We start from the raw sequence: 18,273 nt of genomic DNA, 5'->3' as shown, positions 1-18,273 counted from the left end.
GCGCGGAAAACGAAGCGCGTTTCCTCGTTCATGATGAGGTCGACGTAACGCTGGCGGTACTTCATTTCCTGGTCGGCGAGGCCGTGGAATTTGTCCGGCAAGGGGCGCAGCGACTTGGTGAGCAGGCGAATTTCGCTGATGGAAATAGTCAGTTCGCCGGTTTTTGTGCGCATCAAGCTGCCGACGACGCCGAGAATGTCGCCCAGATCCCAGGTTTTGAAGGCGGCGTATACGTCTTCGCCGACCTTGTCGCGTGCCACGTAAATCTGGATGCGCCCGGAAACGTCTTGCAGCGTGGCAAATGCGGCCTTGCCCATGACCCGTTTCAACATCATGCGCCCGGCAATTTTTACTTCGACCGGCAAATCGGCCAGTTCTTCCGCTGTTTTTTCGCCGTAAGCGTCGTGCACCTTCTGGGCCAGATTTTCGCGCAGAAAATCATTGGGGAAGGCCGGGCCGGCTTGGCGCAATTCGGCCAGCTTGGCACGGCGTTCGGCGATGATGTGGTTTTCGTCTTGTTGCGGTTCGGCGGAGGTGGTGGACATAGGGGAAATCCTTGGCGGAAGCGGGAGGGCAGAAACCGGGGATTTTCGCCGATTCGCGGGGGAGGAACAAGGGAAAGGGCGGCATTTTCTGCGATTCGCCGTGTGTCGCGGGCAAGTCCACCTCTACGCGACATCGGGTTTGCTCCGTGCAAATCCGCGTTCACTGCCGTTTTTCAGCACAACCGAGCCGTCCTGCGCCGGTGTGCCGGATCGGGGTATAATGCTGCATTGCACACAAAGACATTTGAGGCATTTGGCATGTCGGATTCGCTTCGTTTAATCAAGAAATACCCCAATCGCCGCCTGTATGACACCAAAACCAGCGCCTATATCACGCTGGGCGATGTCAAGGAGCTGGTCTTGAAATACGAAGGTTTCAAGGTCGTCGATGCCAAAACCGCCGAAGATCTGACGCGCAGCATCCTGTTGCAGATCATCCTGGAAGAAGAAACCGGCGGCGTGCCGCTCTTTTCCTGCGAACTGCTCTCCGGCTTCATCCGCTTCTACGGCAGCGCCTCGCAAAACATGCTCGGCCGCTACCTGGAAAACAACATGCGCACCTTCATCGAGTTTCAGCAAAAACTGCAGGAACAAACGCGGCATGTTTATGGCAGCGAAGCCTCCAACGTGCAGGCCGATTTCTGGAATCAGTTTCTCAACTTCCAGCAGCCGGCGATGAAGAACGTCATGTCGACTTACATGGATCAATCGAAAAAAATGTTCCAATCCATGCAAGACCAGCTACAAAACCAGACCCGCTCGATGTTCACGGGTTTTCCGGGCAGCCCCAAAGAAGAAAAATAAGACGCAGCAAGCACCTTGGTTCAGTTCGAACGATTGGGATTCGTTCAGGAAAATCCTTGACGCGGATTGGGCGGATGAACGCAGATGAACGCGGATCAAAGGCATTTGCTCAGGGTTTTATCCGCGTTATCCGATTTGCTCTGTGTAAATCCGCGTTCAATGCCCCCCGTTCAATGCCGTTTGCCAGCCTTCCCGGGGATGAGGCATCAGCCGCCCAAGAGCAGCATCAATTCGCCTTGTGCATGGTGTGGTTTGCTGCGCGGTTTGCGTCGTTTTTGGTAGCTGCCTTGGCCGTTCATGTCCCAGTTTTGTTGGTTATCGATGAGATAGGGCTTTAAGCCCTCATGAATGACGCGTTTTTTCAGCTTGGCGTCGAGCAGCGGAAAAGCGAGTTCGATGCGGCGGAAAAAGTTGCGCTCCATCCAGTCGGCGGAAGAGAGATAAACCGCCTCTTTGCCACCGGCGTAGAAATAAAACACCCGGTGATGTTCAAGAAAACGGCCGATGACTGAGCAGACGCGGATGTTTTCCGACAAACCCGGCACGCCCGGGCGCAGTACGCAGGTGCCGCGTACGATGAGTTCGATCATCACCCCGGCTTGCGAGGCATCGTAGAGAGCGTGGATCACCTCGCGTTCGACCAGGGAATTCATCTTGGCGATGATGCGTGCCTTTTCGCCGCGCTTGGCAGCTTCCGCTTCGGCCTGAATGGCGGCGACGATGTTCGGTTGCAGGGTGAATGGCGCTTGCCACAGATGCTTCAAGGTGCGCGCCTTGCCCAGGCCGGTGAGCTGTTTGAACACTTCGGAGACATCGTGCGTGACTTCTTCATTGGCCGTCAGCAGGCCGAAATCGGAATAGAGGCGGGCGGTGCGCGGATGGTAATTGCCCGTGCCCAGATGGGCGTAGTGGCGCAGCTGTCCGTCTTCGCGGCGCACGATGAGCAGCGCCTTGGCGTGCACTTTGTAGCCGACTACGCCATAGACCACATGCGCGCCGACCTGTTCGAGCTTGGTCGCCCAGCCGATATTGGCTTCTTCGTCGAAGCGCGCCATCAGTTCGAGCACCACCGTCACCGCCTTGCCGTTTTGCGCGGCGCGAATCAGCGATTCCATGAGTACTGAATCGGTGCCGGTGCGATACACCGTCATCTTGATCGCCGCCACGCTGGGGTCGATTGCCGCCTGGCTGAGCAGATCGATCACCGGTGCGAAAGATTGATAGGGGTGGTGCAGCAAAATGTCCCCCCGGCGAATACTGGCAAAAATGTTGCTGCCTTTGCCCAAGAGCTTGGGAATGCCGGGCAGGAAGGGGCGAAACTTCATGTCCGGGCGGTCCACCTGGTCCGGTACCTGCATCAGGCGCACCAGGTTGACCGGGCCGTTGACGCGGTAGAGATCGATTTCCTGCAAACCAAATTGGGCGAGCAAAAAGTCGGTGATGGTGGGTGAGCAGTTGTTCGCCACTTCCAGGCGCACGGCGTCGCCAAAGTGGCGTTGCGGTAATTCGCCTTGCAGCTTGGTGCGAAGGTTGGTGATTTCTTCTTCATCGACGAAGAGATCGGAATTACGTGTGGCGCGGAACTGGTAGCAGCCGAGCACGTTCATGCCGACAAATAATTCGCTGACGAATTCGTGCAGGATGGACGACAAAAAAACGAAACCGTAAGCGCAGCCGGCAAGCTCTTCCGGCAGCTGAATGACGCGCGGCAGCACGCGCGGGGCTTGCACGATGGCGATTTTCGAGCTGCGTCCGAAAGCATCCTTGCCTTCCAGTTCCACCGCGAAATGCAGGCTTTTGTTCAGCACGCGCGGGAAAGGATGGGAGGGGTCGAGGCCGATGGGGGTGAGCACCGGCACCATTTCGCGTTGGAAAAATTGCCGTATCCATTCGCGCTGCGCTTCATTCCAGGCCGGGCGCGGGAGAAAACGAATGCTTTCAGCGGCCAGTGCCGGCAAGATGACGTCGTTGAGCAAAGCATATTGCTCTTCCACGATAGCGTGGGTTTCCTTGGCCACCAGGCGGAAGGTTTCCTGTGCCGTTTTGCCGTCGATCGTTGCCAACGGCATGTGCGAGCGAATTTGTTCTTTCAGGCCAGAGACACGAATTTCAAAAAATTCGTCGAGATTGCTGGAAACGATGGAAAGAAAGCGCAGCCGTTCGAGCAGCGGGATGCGTTCATCGGCCGCCTGGGCGAGTACGCGGCGGTTGAAGGCGAGCAGGCAGAGCTCACGATTGAGGTAGTTTTGCGGCGGGAAGCGAGGCGGGGCAAGCGGAATCATGGCGCGCATTTCCGGAAAGGATGGCGCAAGTATAGGCGTCATTTTTGTAGTGGTCGGCAAATTTTGTAATTTACCTGGGGATTGTTACGCGCCAATGACGCCTGGCGCGCCGCTTGGCACTTAGCGCATATCGCGTCCCAGGCGCAGAGCGTCGCTCTCCAGCACCGAGGTGTCCACCCCGGCGCAGCCAGAGAGATCGATTTCTTCGATCTCCGGGAGCGTAAAAGGGGCGAGCTCGGGGAGTTTGGCATAGCCGTCGCGCTGTGCTTTCCAGCGGGCGATCATGATTTCATTGGTCGATAAGCCGCAAGGCTGATCGTCTGCCAAATCCGCCCCCAATTCGAGCAACAGGCGCACGATTTCAGGCTGTTTGCCGCGTATTGCCATGCTCAAAGGGGAGGTGGCCAGGCGATTGTTCGCCAGATTGACCGGCACGCCGCGCGTGAATAATTCGCGCACGATGTCTTTGTGCCCCATGTGGCAAGCCATGCCCATGGCCAGCCCGGCATCGCCCTGCATATCGCTCGGATCGAGTTGCAAACCAGCATCGAACAGGCGGCGCAAGGTATTGAGGCGGCCGCTGCGAATGGCTTGGATGAGTGAAGGCGGTGTGGTCATGGCAAATAAAAGCGCGCTCTGGCGCAGGAAAGCGCGCATGGTAAGGCGTGGGCTGGCGTTGTACTGTCAAGAACTGTAAATGAAATGTGTGGTTTTTCTGGCAAAAGAGGATGGAGGCATGTTTTTCTGCTATTCATAAGCGTTTGCAGCGGGTATCCTTGTCCGGGTTTGGTCGGAGGAACCTATAACGATGAAAATTCTCCTGGTAGACGATTCGCGGGCGATCGCCATGATTACGACGGCACGCCTGGAGTCGTTCGGGCACGAAGTGCGTCACGCCATCAACGGCCCGACGGCGATCGACCTGTTTCAGAAAGAAGATTTCGATCTCATTTTGATGGATATCGAAATGCCGGGTATGAACGGTTTCGAGACCACGACCCGCATCCGCAGCCTGGAAGGCCATGAGCAATGGGCGTGGACGCCCATCATCTTCGTCACCGCCACCGACAGCGACGATAATCTGGTGACCGCCATCGAAGCCGGCGGCGACGATTTCATCTCCAAGGGCGTCGCCGAGAGCGTGCTGCAAGCCAAGATGAAGGCCATGAGCCGCATCGCCACCTTGCGAGCCCGTCTGGCGCAGGCCAATAACCGCCTGCAGGATCAAGCCAATCACGATGGTTTGACCGGCTTGTATAACCGCCGGGCGATGGATTTACGCGTCGATCTCTTGTGGGAAAGCGCCGTGCAAAACGGCTATGCCTTCGGTTTGCTGATGATCGACGTCGATAATTTCAAGAAATACAACGACCATTACGGCCACCTGGCGGGCGACGACTGTTTATGCCGAGTGGCGGCCTGCCTGGAAGAAACGGCCGAGCGCATCAATGCGGAAGCTTGGGCCAGCGGTGTTTTTGCGGCGCGCTATGGCGGCGAGGAATTTTGCGTGATCCTGCCTGAGGCCGGCCCCGAAGTGCATGAACGCGCCGGTAAATTGATGGTCGAGGCTGTGGCGGCGCTCAAACTGCCGCACGAACAAAACGCCGGCGGCTATGTGACGATTTCTGCCGGGGCCATTCGTGTCATGCCGGCAGAAGGCTGGGTCAAGGAAGCTTTCCGCCTGGCGGATGAATTGCTCTATCAGGCTAAATCTGGCGGACGCAATCGCTGCGTGGCGAACTGAAGTGTTTGAATTTCAAGCTTAAATTCGCTGCTGCGCCAAACAGTTTGCTTGGCTTTTGACTCAATCGTGGCAGAAAAAAGTGAGCGGGGCGTGCCCGGTTTCGCGGTAGATTTCACAGCGGTCAATGTATTCGCGGGTGCTTTTGGGCATCGGCGTGCGAGCGCGGGTGATGTAGAAAATCAGATCGCGTCCCTGGCGCAGCAGGTGCAAACCTTCCATCGCATCATGACAAACGCTGCAGCTGGCAGCATCAATCGGTTGCGGCACCAAATTAGTCAGGCGTTCGCCGGCGGTCACCATGCTTGCCCAGACATCGAAAATATCCGGGTCGGTGCGTAAGGTTTCGGTTTTGATTTTGGCCGTGCTGGCCAACTCGATGATGGCCGGTTCGGCGGCAGTAAAGGCGGGTAAGCGGGCCAGGTTGCCGATCATGGCGGTGGCGATGCGGTCGATGTCGCGCATGGTTTGGCCGATCTTGATGTAGCGGCTCTCGTAAAAATCTTCCAGCGGAATCGAAAAGGCGCGGAAAGGCTCGCCCCAGAGCTCGTCGATACCTTCTTCGCCGCTGCGGTGCAGCACGTTTTTGCCCAGCTCCATGGCTTCCAGCAGGCAGCGCCCGCATTCGCGCATGAGCGGGTTGTCGCTCAAAATTTCGATGCCGCAGCTTTGCAGTTCGACCAGTTTGCGAAAAATATCCGCCGCGCGGTTGAACAAAGCGCCGGCGAGCATCGCCCCCTTGATACGCTGGCGGGCCGGGTCGGCTTCCTGCTCGAAGGCCAGACGCGCTTCATTCAAGCGGGTGCCGGGAATGTTCAGGCCGTGCTCGGTGTGGTTGAAGAGGCGGCGGGTGAGCGCGTCGATGAGGCGTTTTTTGGCTTCCAGCGTATCTGCCGGGACGGTGTAGACCTTGATCCAGTAACCGTCGTAGAGCACCCGTTCGGCACCGTCAATGAGGCGGCGGGTGCCTTCGACCGGGTTGTCGTGGCGGTGTTCGGTGGCGGCAAGAGGAATGGCAGGGCTCATGGGCGGCAAGTATTACAAAAGGCAGGGGTGGGAACAAGCAAAAACGAGCTAGCTCGTTTTTGTGCAACAAGTTTTTACCTTTTTTTCCACAAGGCCGCGCCAGAGGCTGGTTACTATGCCGTTTTTGTGTTTTTCAGGAGTCGGTCATGTCTGCTGCTGTGCGTCGTTTTTCCCCGTTTTTTATCGGCTTGGCAGCCAGTCATTTTCTGGTTACGCCGCTCTTTGCCGGTGCCACGGTCGATTTGGCGGCAGAGGCGGCGCGTCCGGCGGTAAATGATCAGGTGCGCGCAACAGTCTATAGCGAAGTGCAGGGTAAATATCCTGCCGAAATCGCCCGTCAGGTCAATCGTGAGATCGAAGATGCCCTCAAGTTGATCCGCAGCCGTCCGGAGGTGTCGGTGAAGAGCGGCAATCAATCGACCTACCCGATTTATGGCGATAAGCAAAAAATCGAAACCTGGCGCATGCGTAGCGAATTGATCTTGGAATCCCGCGATCTGGCGGCGGTATCTCGCTTATTGGGTGAGTTGCAGCAAGGTAAATTGGCCTTGGCTCAGGTGGTGCAGATGCCCTCGGCGGAAACCCGGCGCAAGGCCGAAGATGCCGCCACGCGCGATGCCATTGCCGCCTTCCAGTCGCGTGCCGAAGTGATTGCTGGCGCTTTGGGGAAATCCTGGAAAATCAAGCAATTGAATGTTTCTCAGCAAGGCGGCCACATGCCGATGCCGATCATGCGTGCGAGCAAAATGATGCTGGCTGCCGAAGCAGCGCCGGCTCCCCTGGAGGCTGGCGAAAGCCAGTTGACGACGCAGGTGAGCGGGCAGATCGAGTTGAGCGATTGAGCCCGGTGGAGGCAAAAAGCGGGCGGGAGGGGCTGTTTTCCCCTATTCGAGTAGCGCCACCGATTTGATCTGCGCCCAGACGTTTTGTTCGGGCTGGAGGCCGAGCTGATCGACGGCGCGGCGGGTGAGGCGAGCGATCAGGTGGCTTGTGCCAGGGTTTTCATCCGGCTTCCCGGTCAGGCGCAGACGCACCAGCATGAGGCCGGGGTGTGTGTCGGCCGCCAGTTGGTCGATGACGGCGGGCAGGCTGTTCTGAATGCTGCTGGCCCTGGGTTTTTCGCGGGCAAGGCTGACATCGCTTGCCAAAATGCGCAGGCGCAGCGTTTTGCCCGGGGCGTGCGCTTGTTGGCGCGTCCACAGGCTGCCGCCGGAAAAATCGATGCGGCTCAAGTGCCAGTGTTCATCGTGCGCACCCAGGCGGGCCTCGAGGACGACGCCCAAATCTTCGCCGAGGGCGATCGGCAGGTCGATACGGGCAAGCGTTTCGGTCAGCGGGCCGGCGGCGCGGATGCGACCAGCATCGAGCACGACGAGATGGTCGGCCAGCCGTGCGACTTCGTCCGGTGCGTGGCTGACGTAGAGCATGGGAATGCTCAGCATATCGCGCAGGCGTTCGAGGTAGGGCAGGATTTCCCCTTTGCGCGCCACATCGAGTGCGGCCAGCGGTTCATCGAGCAGTAACAGCTCAGGGTCGACGGCAAGCGCCCGGGCAATGCCGACGCGTTGGCGTTCGCCGCCGGAGAGTTTGTCGGGTTTGCGTTCGAGTAGAGTTTCAATGCCCAAAAGCTCGATGGCCTGTTCGAGCGCAATGCGCCCGTTGGGATGGCGGTTGCGTTGGCGGCCAAATTCAAGGTTGCCACGCACCGACAAATGCGCGAACAGGCTGGCCTCCTGAAAAACGTAGCCAATGGGCCGGGTGTGCGGCGCGCGCCAGCGTTCGCCGTCTTGCCAGATATCGCCGCGAAAGCTGAGAAAACCTTCGGCAGTACGCTCCAGGCCGGCGATGCAGCGCAGCACCGTGGTTTTGCCCGAACCGGAAGGTCCGAACAGGGCGCTGACGCCGCGTCCAGGCAGATCGAGGGCGACATTCAAGCTGAATTGCGCTCGCTGCAAGCAAAAACGCGCGCAAAGGGTGTTTTCGCTACCCATTGCGGGCGGCATGGAATGGGTCGGCAGATTCAATGGATGCCCCCTTGCCGCGCGCCGGGTTTCCAGGTGTACATCGCCAGCAGGACGAGGAAGGAAAACACCAGCAGAATCGCCGCCAGGCGGTGCGCGTCGGCGTATTCCATGGCTTCGACGTAATCGTAGATCTGCACCGAAGCCACCCGGCTGACGCCGGGAATGTTGCCGCCGATCATCAGCACCACACCGAATTCGCCGACCGTGTGGGCGAAACTCAGAATGCCGGCGGTGATGAAGCCGGGCCGGGCCAGCGGCACGACTACGCTGAAAAAAGCGTCGAGCGGCGAAGCGCGCAGGGTGGCGGCGACTTCCAGCGGACGCGGACCGATTGCCGCGAAAGCCGTTTGCAGCGGCTGCACCATGAAGGGCAGCGAATACACCACCGAGCCGATCACCAGCCCCCAGAAAGTGAAGGCCAGCGTGCCCAGGCCGAGCGCCTGGGTCATCTGGCCCACCGGGCCGTGCGGGCCGAGTGTGACCAGCAGATAAAAACCCATCACCGAGGGCGGCAACACCAGGGGCAGGGCGACGATCGCGCCGACGGGTTTTTTCCAGAAGCTCGGGCTGCGCTCCAGCCACCAGGCCAGCGGCGTGCCGATGATGAACAAGATCAGGGTGGTCGTGCCGGCGAGGCGGAAGGTCAGCCAGAGGGCCTGCAGGTCGGTGGCAGTGGGCAGCATGGCGGTGGGTAAGGGGTATCGGGATGCCCGGCGTTTTGGTGACGGCTCGCCGGATCAGCGCAGCGCGTAGCCGTAGGACTTGATGACGGCGTGGGCGTAGGGCGATTTCAGGAATTCGAGGAAGGCGCTGGCTGCCGGATTGTCCTTGCCCTTGTTGAGCAGCACGGCGTCCTGCAGGATTGGTTCGTGCATGTCGGCCGGCACGATCCAGGCCGAACCGCTGTTCAGCTTGCCGTCCTTGAACACTTGCGAGAGGGCGACGAAGCCCAGATCGGCATTGCCGGTGCTGACGAATTGCAGGGTCTGGGCGATGTTCTCGCCCTGCACGAATTTGGCTTGCAGCGCATCGAGAAGCTTCATTTTGTTTAGAGTTTCGACGGCGGCAAGGCCATAGGGCGCAGTTTTCGGATTGGCGATGGACAGCTTGTTGAAGTTGCCGCTGCGCAGGATGCTGGCCTTGTCATCGACCAGGCCAGCCTTGGCCGACCACAGCACCAGCGTGCCGACGGCGTAGGTGAAGCGGCTGGCGGCGATGCCCTGGCCTTCCTTGACGAGCTTTTCTGGCGTCGTGTCGTCGGCGGCGAGCAGGATGTCGAAGGGCGCGCCGTTGTTGATCTGGGCGTAGAACTTGCCGGTCGCGCCAAACGACAGGGCGGCGTGATGCCCGGTCTGACGCTCGAATTCGGCGGCGATCTGCTGCGACGGCGCGGTGAAGTTGGCGGCGACCGCCACCTGGACTTCGGCGGCTTGCGCGCCGAACGCGCTGAGGAGCAGGGAAAGAAGAAGAGCGGGCAGGCGTTTCATGAATATCTCCGGGTGAGATGAAAAAAATGGGTTCATTGGCGGCAAAGAATCACCGATGAGGCTTTGAAGGCCGCCCCGGCGGGCCGTCCGACGGCCAGCCCGAGCGTGTTGAGGCTGTCCCGGGTGACGACGGCGCAGACCGTGCGAGCGCCGGACAGGGCCAGCGTGACCTCGGCGTTGACCGGGCCTTCGTGGATGCGCGCCACCTCGCCCCAGAACTGGTTGCGGGCGCTGGTTTTCAGGGTGGGGTCGTTGAACAGCAGCACCGAGGAGGATTTCACCAGGGCGCTGACTTCCAGCCCCAGGCACAGCCCCATGTTTTCCGCCGATTCGCCGGTAATGACTGCGACCAGCGTGTTTTCGCCGTCCAGCGCGATACGCACCTCGTAATCGACTTCTCCTGGCGTCAGCCCGGCGATGCGCCCGGCAAACTGGTTGCGGGCGCTGCTTTTCACCGCGAAACGCTGCAAAAGCTGGCGGAAGGCCTGGAAATCGCCGTGCTGGTGCTGGTTCAGATTGGCCGTCAGGCGCTCCAGGGCGCTCTGGTATTCGGCTTCCAGGGCGCGGTAGAGCGCAATCATGCTGCGGCCGTGCGCGGTGAGCCGGGTGCCGCCGCCCTGCTTGCCGCCGGTGCTGCGCACCACGAGCGGTTCCTCGGCCAGGTTGTTCATCGCATCCACCGCGTCCCAGGCTGCCTTGTACGACAGCGGCACCGCCTTCGCCGCCTGCGAGATCGAGCCATGTCGGTCGATGGCTTCGAGCAGGCGGATGCGCGTGTCGCCGAGAAAGGTGCCGAGCACGCCCTCGATTTCGAGCGTGCCGCGCAGGCGAGGAGCAGAGGAAGGCATCGGGGGTTATGTACCGGCGTATATAGCGAAGCCGCAGTGTAGCCGAAAAAACACACGAAAAACGCGGGCGCTATGGTTGTCAGGTGAACGCCGGTTTGCCTAAAGTGGTTGCCGTCGCCAGTCCGGCGACCCATTCATCAGGAGAGAACGAAATGCAAGTCAGCGCCCGTAACGTTTTTCGTGGAAAAGTCAGCGCCCTCAACCACGGCGCGGTCAATGCCGAAGTCGAACTGAGCCTGCCGGGCGGCGACCGCATCGTCGCCGTGGTCACTGAAACCAGCGTCGAATCGCTCGGTCTGGCGGTCGGCGGCGCGGCGATCGCCTACGTCAAGGCGCCCTGGGTGATGCTCCTGTGCGGCACGCCCGACGTGCGCTTTTCTGCGCGCAACCAGCTATCGGGGACGGTGAGCCGGATCAACCCCGGCGCGGTCAATACTGAAGTCGCCCTGACCCTGGCCGGCGGCACGGTCGTGCACGCGGTCATCACCAACGAAGCGGCGCAGGAAATGGGCTTGCAGACCGGCGCGCCGGCCACCGCCCTGATCAAGGCCAGCCACGTCGTGCTGGGCGTGCCGGTGTGATTTCACATCCCTCGCTGCGCCAGCGCCTGCAAAGCCGCCAGCAGGCCGGTGATGTCCGCCGCCGTGTGTGCGGCGGATAGCGAAATACGCAGGCGGGCGCTGCCTTGCGGCACCGTCGGCGGGCGGATGGCGGGCACCCAGTATCCCTTGTCCCACAAGGCTTGCGCCAGATGCAGGGCATCCTCGTTGCGGCCGACGATGAGCGGCTGGATGGCGCTCAGGGAGGCGGGCAGCTGCCAGGCGCAGGTTTTAGCCGAGGCGTCGAGCAATTCGCGCAAGCCGTCGCGTAACTCCTGGATGCGGGCGAACAGCGCGCTGCGCAGAGCGTCTCCCTGTTCAATCAGACGCAGGCTTTCGCACAGGGCGCAGGCCAGCGCCGGCGGGCTGGCGGTGGTGAAGATGTAGCTGCGGGCGCGGCTGATGAGGGTTTCGATCACCTCTTCCGAAGCGGCAACGAAAGCGCCGCCCACGCCGGCGGCCTTGCCCAGCGTTCCCATGAGAATCAGGCGCGGGTCGGCGGGCAGGGCGAAATGCGCCAGAGCGCCTCGGCCTTGCGGTCCGAGCACGCCGAAACCGTGCGCGTCATCGACGATGAGGAAAGCCTCGTACTGGCGGGCCAGCGCAAGTAAGGCGGGCAGTGGCGCGAGGTCGCCGTCCATGCTGAAAATGCTGTCGGTGACGATCAGTTTGCGTTGGGCTGTGCTGGCGGCGAGCAGACGTTCCAGGGTGGCCAGATCGGCGTGCGGATAGCGTTGCACCGTCGCGCCCTGGGTTTTCGCCAGTTGCATGGCGTCGATCAGGGAGGCGTGGTTGAGTTTGTCGGCAAAAACCGCAGCGCCGCGCCCGGCCAAGGTGGGCGTGACGGCAAGATTGGCGAGATAGCCGCTGCTGAAAGTGAGTGCGCGGGGAAAGCCGGTGAAGTGCGCCAGCGCCGCTTCCAGCTCAGCGTGCGGCGCGAGATGGCCGCTCAATAGATGCGCCGCGCCGCTGCCCGCGCCCCAGCGCTGCGCGCCGTCCGCCATGGCGGCGACCAGCGCCGGATGCTGCGCCAGCCCGAGGTAATCGTTGCTGGCGAAGTTGATGAGTTTGCGCCCGTCAACCTCGATTTCCCGCCCGCCGGGCGATTGCAGGATGCGGTGCCGGCGTTGCAGGCCCGCGGCGGCAAGAGCATCCAGTTCACCCTGGAGCACCGCATGCAAGGGGGGGGCGTCAGGCTTGATTTTTGTGAGAGCTTTGTTTGACAAGATTTTTTTTTGGCTGTGTCGATTTTTTTGGCTGTGTCGTACACGGGCTGCCTCAGTGCGCTGGGGTATGAAGCGTTTGCCCGGTGTTGCTTGAGGGGCAAGGGCAAGCCTGGCGGCGGGCATGCGGATGCAGGTTTCAGATGCAGGTTTTATTGGCCGGGGTCAATGCAGCCCCGCCGGGTTGGGAGAGTGTTTTATGCCGGCAAGGGCAGGAGGGCGCGTTGTGAAACGATCAGGCGTTTTTTGATGCCGGCAGCGATTTCCTGTTCTACCTCCCACATCGCCAAGCCTTTGACGACGGCCACCTGTTCCACTGCAATGACGATTTGACCGATTTTGGTACACAGGTAGCGTGTCCCCCGCTGTATCGTTGCCTTGACCTTCATGGATGAACTCCTTAGGGTGGGTGCGTGGAAGGCTTGATCCTAGCCGTAGGGCAAAGGAAAAGCAAATTACCGGGAAAGCCCCGGTCAGATCGGAGCGTATCGGTGGAAAAGTCGGTGGAAAAGCTTGTCGGACGCGGCAGCAAAAGGGCCGCACGGGATTTTCGCATCATCGGTGCGGCCAGCGGCGCGGGCGCACAAGATCCCGGCTGCGCGGCGGGGCCGCAGGCCTTTCACCATTCGCAGGCCTGGCAAACCTTGAGTGCAAAGCACGCGATACATTGGGGGGCGACACTGTTTGCGCCGCAGGCGGGAACGAGTGCACAGCGCATCGCCGGCCTCTGTCGCAAGCTGGCAGCGGCAGTTGAAGAAACACTGGCCGCAGGCGAGTTTCCGTTGGTTCTTGGCGGCGATCATTCCGTGGCGATTGGTACGTGGAGCGGCGTTGCCCGGCATTTGGGGCAGGCACCGGGGCTGTTGTGGATCGATGCGCATCTCGATAGCCATACGCCGGCCAGTAGTTATACCGGTGCCGTGCACGGTATGCCGCTGGCCTGCCTGCTGGGGCAGGGGGATAAACGATTTTTGCAATTCGGTTTACCCGAGCGGCAGATCGATCCGGCGCGCAGCGTGGTTTTTGGGGCGCGCAGTTTTGAGCCGGAAGAGTGCCGCTTGCTCGAACGTCTGGGTGTGCAGGTGATTACGGCGGCGGAACTGGCCAGCGAAGGTTTTGCGGCCGGTCTGGACCGTGCTTTAGGCATCGTTACTGCCGGCGGTGCAGCGTTTGGCGTGACGCTCGATCTCGATGCGATCGACCCGGCATGGGCCCCGGGTGTCGGCTCGCCCGAACCGGAGGGTTTGCGCGCTGAAGATTTGCGCACGGCCTTGGCCTGGATTGCCAGCTTGCCTGGTTTTACGGCGCTCGAAATCGTCGAATACAACCCGGATCGCGACCGTTTTGCCAGCACGGCGCAGGTTTTGGCGGATTTGCTGGAAAGCGTCATTGCGCTTGCGCCAGCCGCTGCCCACGGAGGATACTGAAAACCCTCAGCGTTCTACCGAGGTACTCAAGATGACACACGAACAAATCCGGGAAGCCATTCGCTCCGGCTGGCCTTTTTTTGGTGTGAGCCGTCAAGGCCAGGTGCTGGCTCGCTACATTCCCTTTGGTCCGGTTTTTCGCTGGAAGAAAAACCAGATGATTCCGACCCCATTGCAAGGCGAAGACCTGCTTTGGTGGCTGCAGGCAAATGACGAAGTCGACGAGGACGGCTGAGTTTTTCTTGGCTTTTCAGCCCTGCGGCTGGGGATTAAAAGCAAAGCGCTGCGCGAGTTCGTCGGCTTCGATGCGGGTGATTTGAATCCCCTGCCAGCGAATTATCTGTGCTTCCCCAGCCATCAGGGTGAGCCAATGGGTTTCCTCATTGGGTGCGCATTCGCTTAAGAAGCTGGCGAGGTCGCGGTCGTCGAGCAGGCCGAAACCCAGGGCGCAGTGCAGATAAAGGCTGCCTTCGGCAGTGAGGAAAATGGCATGGATTTTTCCTGCCGGCGCGCCGGTGTGGGCGATGAAATTTTTTTCTTTGCGCTGAAAAATCCAAGGCGCTGCGGCAAGCTCGACATAGACTTTTTGCGGCCCATTCTGCACGAAACAGGCACCGCGTTCGCCTGCTTTTCCCACCTGGTAGTTCTGGTTCAAAAAAGCGATCAGCCCGAGATGGTTGACCGGCTCACCCTGCAGACGCCATTGCCCGCGCCGGTCAAGCGACAGCCAGCCGTAACAGGCCGGCACTTGCGGCCAGCGTGAGGGGGAAATTGCGGTTTCGGTCATGGGCGGATCAATGCGCTGCTGTGCGTGACAAGCCCGTTTGCCCTGAATCTGTCAAAGGGCCTGCACAGGCCGGGTTTGAGCGAGTTTTCAAATGCGCCAGAGCCGGCTTGAATCTAGGCTTAATCCAGGCTCAATCGCCGGTGCTTTTCAGGTAGGCCGCTGCATCGAGCAGCCCGTCGCGGGCGCTGTCATCCGGGCGCAGTTTGAAGAGCCAGGCGTCGTAGGCGTTTTCATTGATGCGTTCCGGGTTGTCCAGCACTTCGTTATTGATTTCGCTCACCGTGCCGGCAAGCGGCGCATAAACATCGGAGGCCGATTTTACCGATTCGACGATGGCAATTTGCGCATCCGCCGCAAAATGTGCGCCGACGGCGGGCAGTTCGACAAACACCAGGTCGCCCAGCGCCTCTTGCGCATGATCGGTGATGCCGACACTGACGCTGCCGTCAGTCTCTTCACGGACCCAGGCGTGGGCAGCGCTGTAGCGCAGGTTTGCAGGGAGTTTGCTCATGAAAATTCCTTAAAAAACAGTGCGTAAGCGAGGGTGCTCAATACTTTTGCGCAGGGCGCGTAGTGTGCCACAAGGCGGCAGGGCGGGCGGGGCGTTTCATGTCAGATTTTCCAGGTGTTCGATGCGCAGTTGCGGGTTTTCTACCCCCTGGTATTCGTTGATTTGCACCTGAAAAACCGCCCGCGTGCGGTCTTGCGCGGGCTGGTTGAAGTTGAACTGAATTGCTTCAAAACACTGGGCTCCTTTGCGCAGCGTGAGTTTGAGGTGTTTTTCCTTGAGGATGCGCTGTTGTTCAACGATGAATTCATCGACGAAGAGCGGCGCGGGAAAACCCTGACCCCAGATTTCGTTTTGCAGGAGATGGATGGTGTCCAGATTGACGTAGCCCGCTTCGAGCGCGCCGTCGGTTTCCAGGCTGCGGGTGAGGTCGGCGGGGCTTAAGAGTTCGCCGGCGATGTCGGCGAAAAGACTTTGAAAGCGCGGAAAATCCTCTCTTTTCAGTGTCGTACCCGCCGCCATGGCATGGCCGCCGAAGCGTAAAAGCAGCCCGGGGGCGCGTTTGCTCAAAAGATCGAGCGCATCGCGCAGATGCAGGCCGGGGATGGAGCGTCCGGAACCTTTGATGACACCATTTTCGCCGGGCGCGAAGGCAAATACCGGGCGATGCAGTTTTTCCTTGATGCGCGAGGCAAGAATGCCGACCACGCCTTCGTGCCAGTCGGCATCGAACAGGGCGATGCCAGGGGCGGCATTGTCCAGATCCATGGTTTCGAGCAGGGTGAGGGCCTGCGCCTGCATGTCGGCCTCGATTTCGCGCCGGGCCTGGTTGAGGGCGTTCAGCTCTTGCGCGATGTTGAGGGCGCGGCCGGGGTCGTCGGTAATCAGGCATTCAACGCCCAGACGCATATCGGCAAGACGCCCGGCAGCATTCAGACGTGGCCCCAGGGTGAAGCCGAGATCGAAGGTGGTGGCGCGTTTGGGATCGCGTCCGGCGGCTTTGAACAGCGCGCTCAGCCCGACTTGCAGACGCCCGGCGCGGATGCGCTGCAAACCCTGGCTGACCAGGATGCGATTGTTGCGATCCAGCTTCACCACGTCGGCCACGGTGCCCAGCGCCACTAAATCGAGCAAATTGGCGAAATTGGGCTCGACTCGTTCGGTGAAATAGCCGCGTTCGCGCAACACCGCGCGCAGCGCCAGCATGACGTAGAACAGCACGCCGACGCCGGCCAGATTTTTCGAAGCAAAATTACAGCCAGGCTGGTTGGGATTGACGATGCATTCGGCACCAGGCAGTTCGTCGCCCGGCAGGTGGTGATCGGTGATGAGGGTGGCGATGCCGAGTTCCTGGGCGCGGGCCACGCCTTCCAGGCTGGCGATGCCGTTATCCACCGTGATGATGAGATCGGGCGATTGTTCGGCGGCCAGATCGACGATGGCGGGCGACAGACCGTAGCCGAGCTTGAAGCGGTCCGGCAGCAGGAAATCGACCTCGGCACCGAGCGCGCGTAAGGCGCGGATACCGACGGCGGTGGCGGTGGCACCGTCGCAGTCGTAATCGCCGATGATGAGAAGGCGCGCTTCTGCCTCGATCGCATCGGCGAGCAGTTCGGCGGCGGCGTTGGCATGGGTGAGGCTGGCGGGCGGCAGCAGTGCTTTTAAGTCGTAATCGAGTTCGCCTTTATCGCGGATGCCGCGCGCAGCGTAGAGGCGGGCGAGCAGGGGATGCACGCCTTGCTGTTCGAGTTGCCAGGCCGTGCGTGGCGGTGCGGAGCGGGTGGTGATGCGGGTCAAGGTGCTGTCCTCGCGGAGAAAGAATTTGGCGCGTAAAAATGTGCTCTTGCGCCTGGCCCGCAGCGGCGAAAAGCCTGCGACAGGCGCATGACGCACGCGCTAGGGCGGCTCATGGTTTGGATCAATGCTGTGCCAAACCTTGGGCAAGTGCCTGCGGCTGATAGGGGGCGCGGTTTTTCCAGAACTGCCAGCGGGCGTTGCCTTGTAAGGTCGCGCGTAAAACGCCATAAATGCAGGGGGCGATCAGATCGAGGCGGCGGACTCGTTTGCCCAGTTGCGCGCGCAGCGGCCTCAGCCAGTCTTGTTCTAGCCGGCCGAACGCGCTTTGCCAGTCGTCCGGGTTTTCGTAGAGCACGCCGGGGCGCAGGGTGTCGAGATAAACCAGCGGGCGTTGGCGGTTTTCTTGTAGAACATGGTGCGCTGATGTCGGTAAATCGCTGAGAGAAATGCCCGCTTCCAGGGCCAGCCCGCGCGCGATGGGATCTTGGGCAAAAACCTGATCGTAGGGCGGTGCTGTGTTGGAGGGGGCGTTTGAGGGGGCCGGCCTGGCGCTTGGCTTTTGTTCGCCCCATAACCACAGGCTGTTGACCGCCACTTGGCCGCGCTGGGCACGTGCGGCGTTGAGTGGGTGTTGGTGTAAAAACATCTGCACCTCGTTCAGCCAGCGGTAGAGCGGCGTGGTTTTGCCGTCCACCTCGCCATCCAAGCGGCGACCGGCGACGCGGGAGAGCGGCGCGGCGGGATGGGGGATGGGCTTGTGCAGCTCGAGATACCAGCGTTTGGCGTTTGTTGCATGAAAGCAGCCGAGGGCAGAAAACTCTGTATTCAGAGCTTGGATGAAGGCGGCGCTTTCTTCTGCATCGAGATCAAAGGCGCCGGCATCGGCGAGCACGATGCGTTCTTGGTGAAAACGTAAATGCACCGGATCGGCGCACAGGCTGGGCGCGTTCAAATATAGCGGCGGGTTTTCACCGCGCCCGCGCAGTACGGCGAGTTGTCCGTCGAGGCGTTGGAATTCCTGCAGCAGAAGGTTTTCGTAGGACTCTGCCGGCTGGCAGGAAAAGTTTGCCCGGGAAAATAGCCAGGAAAAATGTTCGGCCGGCAGATCCGCGAGTGTCAGTGCATCGCCCGGTTCGGGCCAGAGCAGTTCAGGAATGATGAGGGTGAGATGCACG

Annotated in this window: 20 protein-coding genes; 6 read left to right on the top strand and 14 right to left on the bottom strand. The window is 60.6% G+C overall.

Translation table 11 applies throughout. From position 1 onward, the window contains the following. Positions 1–545: OB-fold nucleic acid binding domain-containing protein (locus ACM62Q_RS06700; RefSeq protein WP_415034835.1), on the bottom strand; the 545-nt coding region annotated here is incomplete at its 3' end. A gap of 258 nt (positions 546–803) precedes the next feature. On the opposite strand from ACM62Q_RS06700, the gene phaR reads away from it, so the two are divergent. Further along, a complete protein-coding gene (phaR, locus tag ACM62Q_RS06695; RefSeq protein ID WP_415034833.1) occupies positions 804–1,349 on the top strand; it encodes a polyhydroxyalkanoate synthesis repressor PhaR in 546 nt (181 codons plus the stop codon). A gap of 206 nt (positions 1,350–1,555) precedes the next feature. Here phaR and ppk1 read toward each other — a convergent pair whose 3' ends face one another. Then, positions 1,556–3,631: a polyphosphate kinase 1 gene (gene ppk1, locus ACM62Q_RS06690; RefSeq protein WP_415034831.1), complete on the bottom strand. Its 2,076-nt coding sequence runs from the start codon at positions 3,629–3,631 to the stop codon at positions 1,556–1,558. A 120-nt stretch (positions 3,632–3,751) separates the two neighbouring features. After that, the gene (locus ACM62Q_RS06685) at positions 3,752–4,288 is read right to left on the bottom strand and encodes an ankyrin repeat domain-containing protein (RefSeq protein ID WP_415034829.1); all 537 of its coding nucleotides are present in this window, start codon (positions 4,286–4,288) and stop codon (positions 3,752–3,754) included. 151 nt (positions 4,289–4,439) lie between these two features. Between ACM62Q_RS06685 and ACM62Q_RS06680 the strand changes: the two genes are divergently transcribed. After that, positions 4,440–5,375 (top strand): diguanylate cyclase domain-containing protein, encoded by a 936-nt coding sequence (locus ACM62Q_RS06680; protein WP_415034827.1) that lies wholly within the window; start codon positions 4,440–4,442, stop codon positions 5,373–5,375. A gap of 60 nt (positions 5,376–5,435) precedes the next feature. Here ACM62Q_RS06680 and ACM62Q_RS06675 read toward each other — a convergent pair whose 3' ends face one another. After that, positions 5,436–6,398 carry a hypothetical protein gene (locus ACM62Q_RS06675; protein ID WP_415034825.1) on the bottom strand — a complete coding sequence of 321 codons (963 nt, stop codon included), beginning with the start codon at positions 6,396–6,398 and terminating at the stop codon, positions 5,436–5,438. A 146-nt stretch (positions 6,399–6,544) separates the two neighbouring features. On the opposite strand from ACM62Q_RS06675, the gene ACM62Q_RS06670 reads away from it, so the two are divergent. Then, on the top strand, positions 6,545–7,240 hold the full coding sequence (locus tag ACM62Q_RS06670) for an SIMPL domain-containing protein (protein WP_415034823.1): 696 nt from the start codon (positions 6,545–6,547) through the stop codon (positions 7,238–7,240). A gap of 42 nt (positions 7,241–7,282) precedes the next feature. On the opposite strand, the gene modC is transcribed toward ACM62Q_RS06670, so the two are convergent. From modC to ACM62Q_RS06650, 4 genes are read right to left on the bottom strand one after another with little or no spacing between them, the layout of a single operon-like run. After that, the gene (gene modC, locus ACM62Q_RS06665) at positions 7,283–8,389 is read right to left on the bottom strand and encodes a molybdenum ABC transporter ATP-binding protein (RefSeq protein ID WP_415034821.1); all 1,107 of its coding nucleotides are present in this window, start codon (positions 8,387–8,389) and stop codon (positions 7,283–7,285) included. A 29-nt stretch (positions 8,390–8,418) separates the two neighbouring features. Further along, a complete protein-coding gene (gene modB / locus ACM62Q_RS06660; RefSeq protein WP_415034819.1) occupies positions 8,419–9,105 on the bottom strand; it encodes a molybdate ABC transporter permease subunit in 687 nt (228 codons plus the stop codon). A 54-nt stretch (positions 9,106–9,159) separates the two neighbouring features. Beyond that, positions 9,160–9,909, bottom strand: coding sequence for a molybdate ABC transporter substrate-binding protein (gene modA, locus ACM62Q_RS06655; protein WP_415034817.1), 750 nt, complete (start codon positions 9,907–9,909; stop codon positions 9,160–9,162). 32 nt (positions 9,910–9,941) lie between these two features. Beyond that, entirely contained in the window at positions 9,942–10,757 is an 816-nt protein-coding gene (locus ACM62Q_RS06650; protein WP_415034815.1) for a TOBE domain-containing protein, read from the bottom strand. 152 nt (positions 10,758–10,909) lie between these two features. Here ACM62Q_RS06650 and ACM62Q_RS06645 point away from each other — a divergent pair, with 152 nt between their 5' ends. Further along, positions 10,910–11,338 carry a TOBE domain-containing protein gene (locus ACM62Q_RS06645; protein ID WP_415034813.1) on the top strand — a complete coding sequence of 143 codons (429 nt, stop codon included), beginning with the start codon at positions 10,910–10,912 and terminating at the stop codon, positions 11,336–11,338. Between the two features lie 2 nt (positions 11,339–11,340). Here the strand turns inward: ACM62Q_RS06645 and bioF are convergent, their stop codons facing one another. Then, complete coding sequence (gene bioF, locus ACM62Q_RS06640) at positions 11,341–12,582, bottom strand: 8-amino-7-oxononanoate synthase (RefSeq protein ID WP_415034811.1); 1,242 nt, start codon at positions 12,580–12,582, stop codon at positions 11,341–11,343. Positions 12,583–12,776: 194 nt separating this feature from the next. After that, positions 12,777–12,968 (bottom strand): hypothetical protein, encoded by a 192-nt coding sequence (locus ACM62Q_RS06635; RefSeq protein WP_415034809.1) that lies wholly within the window; start codon positions 12,966–12,968, stop codon positions 12,777–12,779. Positions 12,969–13,082: 114 nt separating this feature from the next. On the opposite strand from ACM62Q_RS06635, the gene ACM62Q_RS06630 reads away from it, so the two are divergent. Both ACM62Q_RS06630 and ACM62Q_RS06625 read left to right on the top strand, forming a co-directional pair. Then, positions 13,083–14,006: an arginase gene (locus tag ACM62Q_RS06630; protein ID WP_415034807.1), complete on the top strand. Its 924-nt coding sequence runs from the start codon at positions 13,083–13,085 to the stop codon at positions 14,004–14,006. A gap of 31 nt (positions 14,007–14,037) precedes the next feature. After that, the gene (locus ACM62Q_RS06625) at positions 14,038–14,241 is read left to right on the top strand and encodes a hypothetical protein (protein WP_415034805.1); all 204 of its coding nucleotides are present in this window, start codon (positions 14,038–14,040) and stop codon (positions 14,239–14,241) included. Positions 14,242–14,256: 15 nt separating this feature from the next. Here ACM62Q_RS06625 and ACM62Q_RS06620 read toward each other — a convergent pair whose 3' ends face one another. The 4 genes from ACM62Q_RS06620 to ACM62Q_RS06605 form a co-directional block, all read right to left on the bottom strand. Next, positions 14,257–14,793: a DUF2946 family protein gene (locus tag ACM62Q_RS06620; RefSeq protein ID WP_415034803.1), complete on the bottom strand. Its 537-nt coding sequence runs from the start codon at positions 14,791–14,793 to the stop codon at positions 14,257–14,259. Positions 14,794–14,923: 130 nt separating this feature from the next. Then, complete coding sequence (gcvH, locus tag ACM62Q_RS06615) at positions 14,924–15,304, bottom strand: glycine cleavage system protein GcvH (RefSeq protein ID WP_415034801.1); 381 nt, start codon at positions 15,302–15,304, stop codon at positions 14,924–14,926. Between the two features lie 96 nt (positions 15,305–15,400). After that, complete coding sequence (recJ, locus tag ACM62Q_RS06610; RefSeq protein WP_415034799.1) at positions 15,401–17,098, bottom strand: single-stranded-DNA-specific exonuclease RecJ; 1,698 nt, start codon at positions 17,096–17,098, stop codon at positions 15,401–15,403. A gap of 121 nt (positions 17,099–17,219) precedes the next feature. Continuing rightward, positions 17,220–18,272, bottom strand: a complete 1,053-nt coding sequence (locus tag ACM62Q_RS06605) for a hypothetical protein (protein ID WP_415034797.1) — start codon at positions 18,270–18,272, stop codon at positions 17,220–17,222. Between the last annotated feature and the right edge of the window lies 1 nt (position 18,273).

The sequence above is a fragment of the Azonexus sp. genome (assembly GCF_047638095.1).
In the GTDB taxonomy this organism is placed as follows: domain Bacteria; phylum Pseudomonadota; class Gammaproteobacteria; order Burkholderiales; family Rhodocyclaceae; genus Azonexus.
The sequence above is the reverse complement of the archived record's forward strand: the minus strand, read 5'-3'. Positions and strand labels throughout refer to the sequence as shown.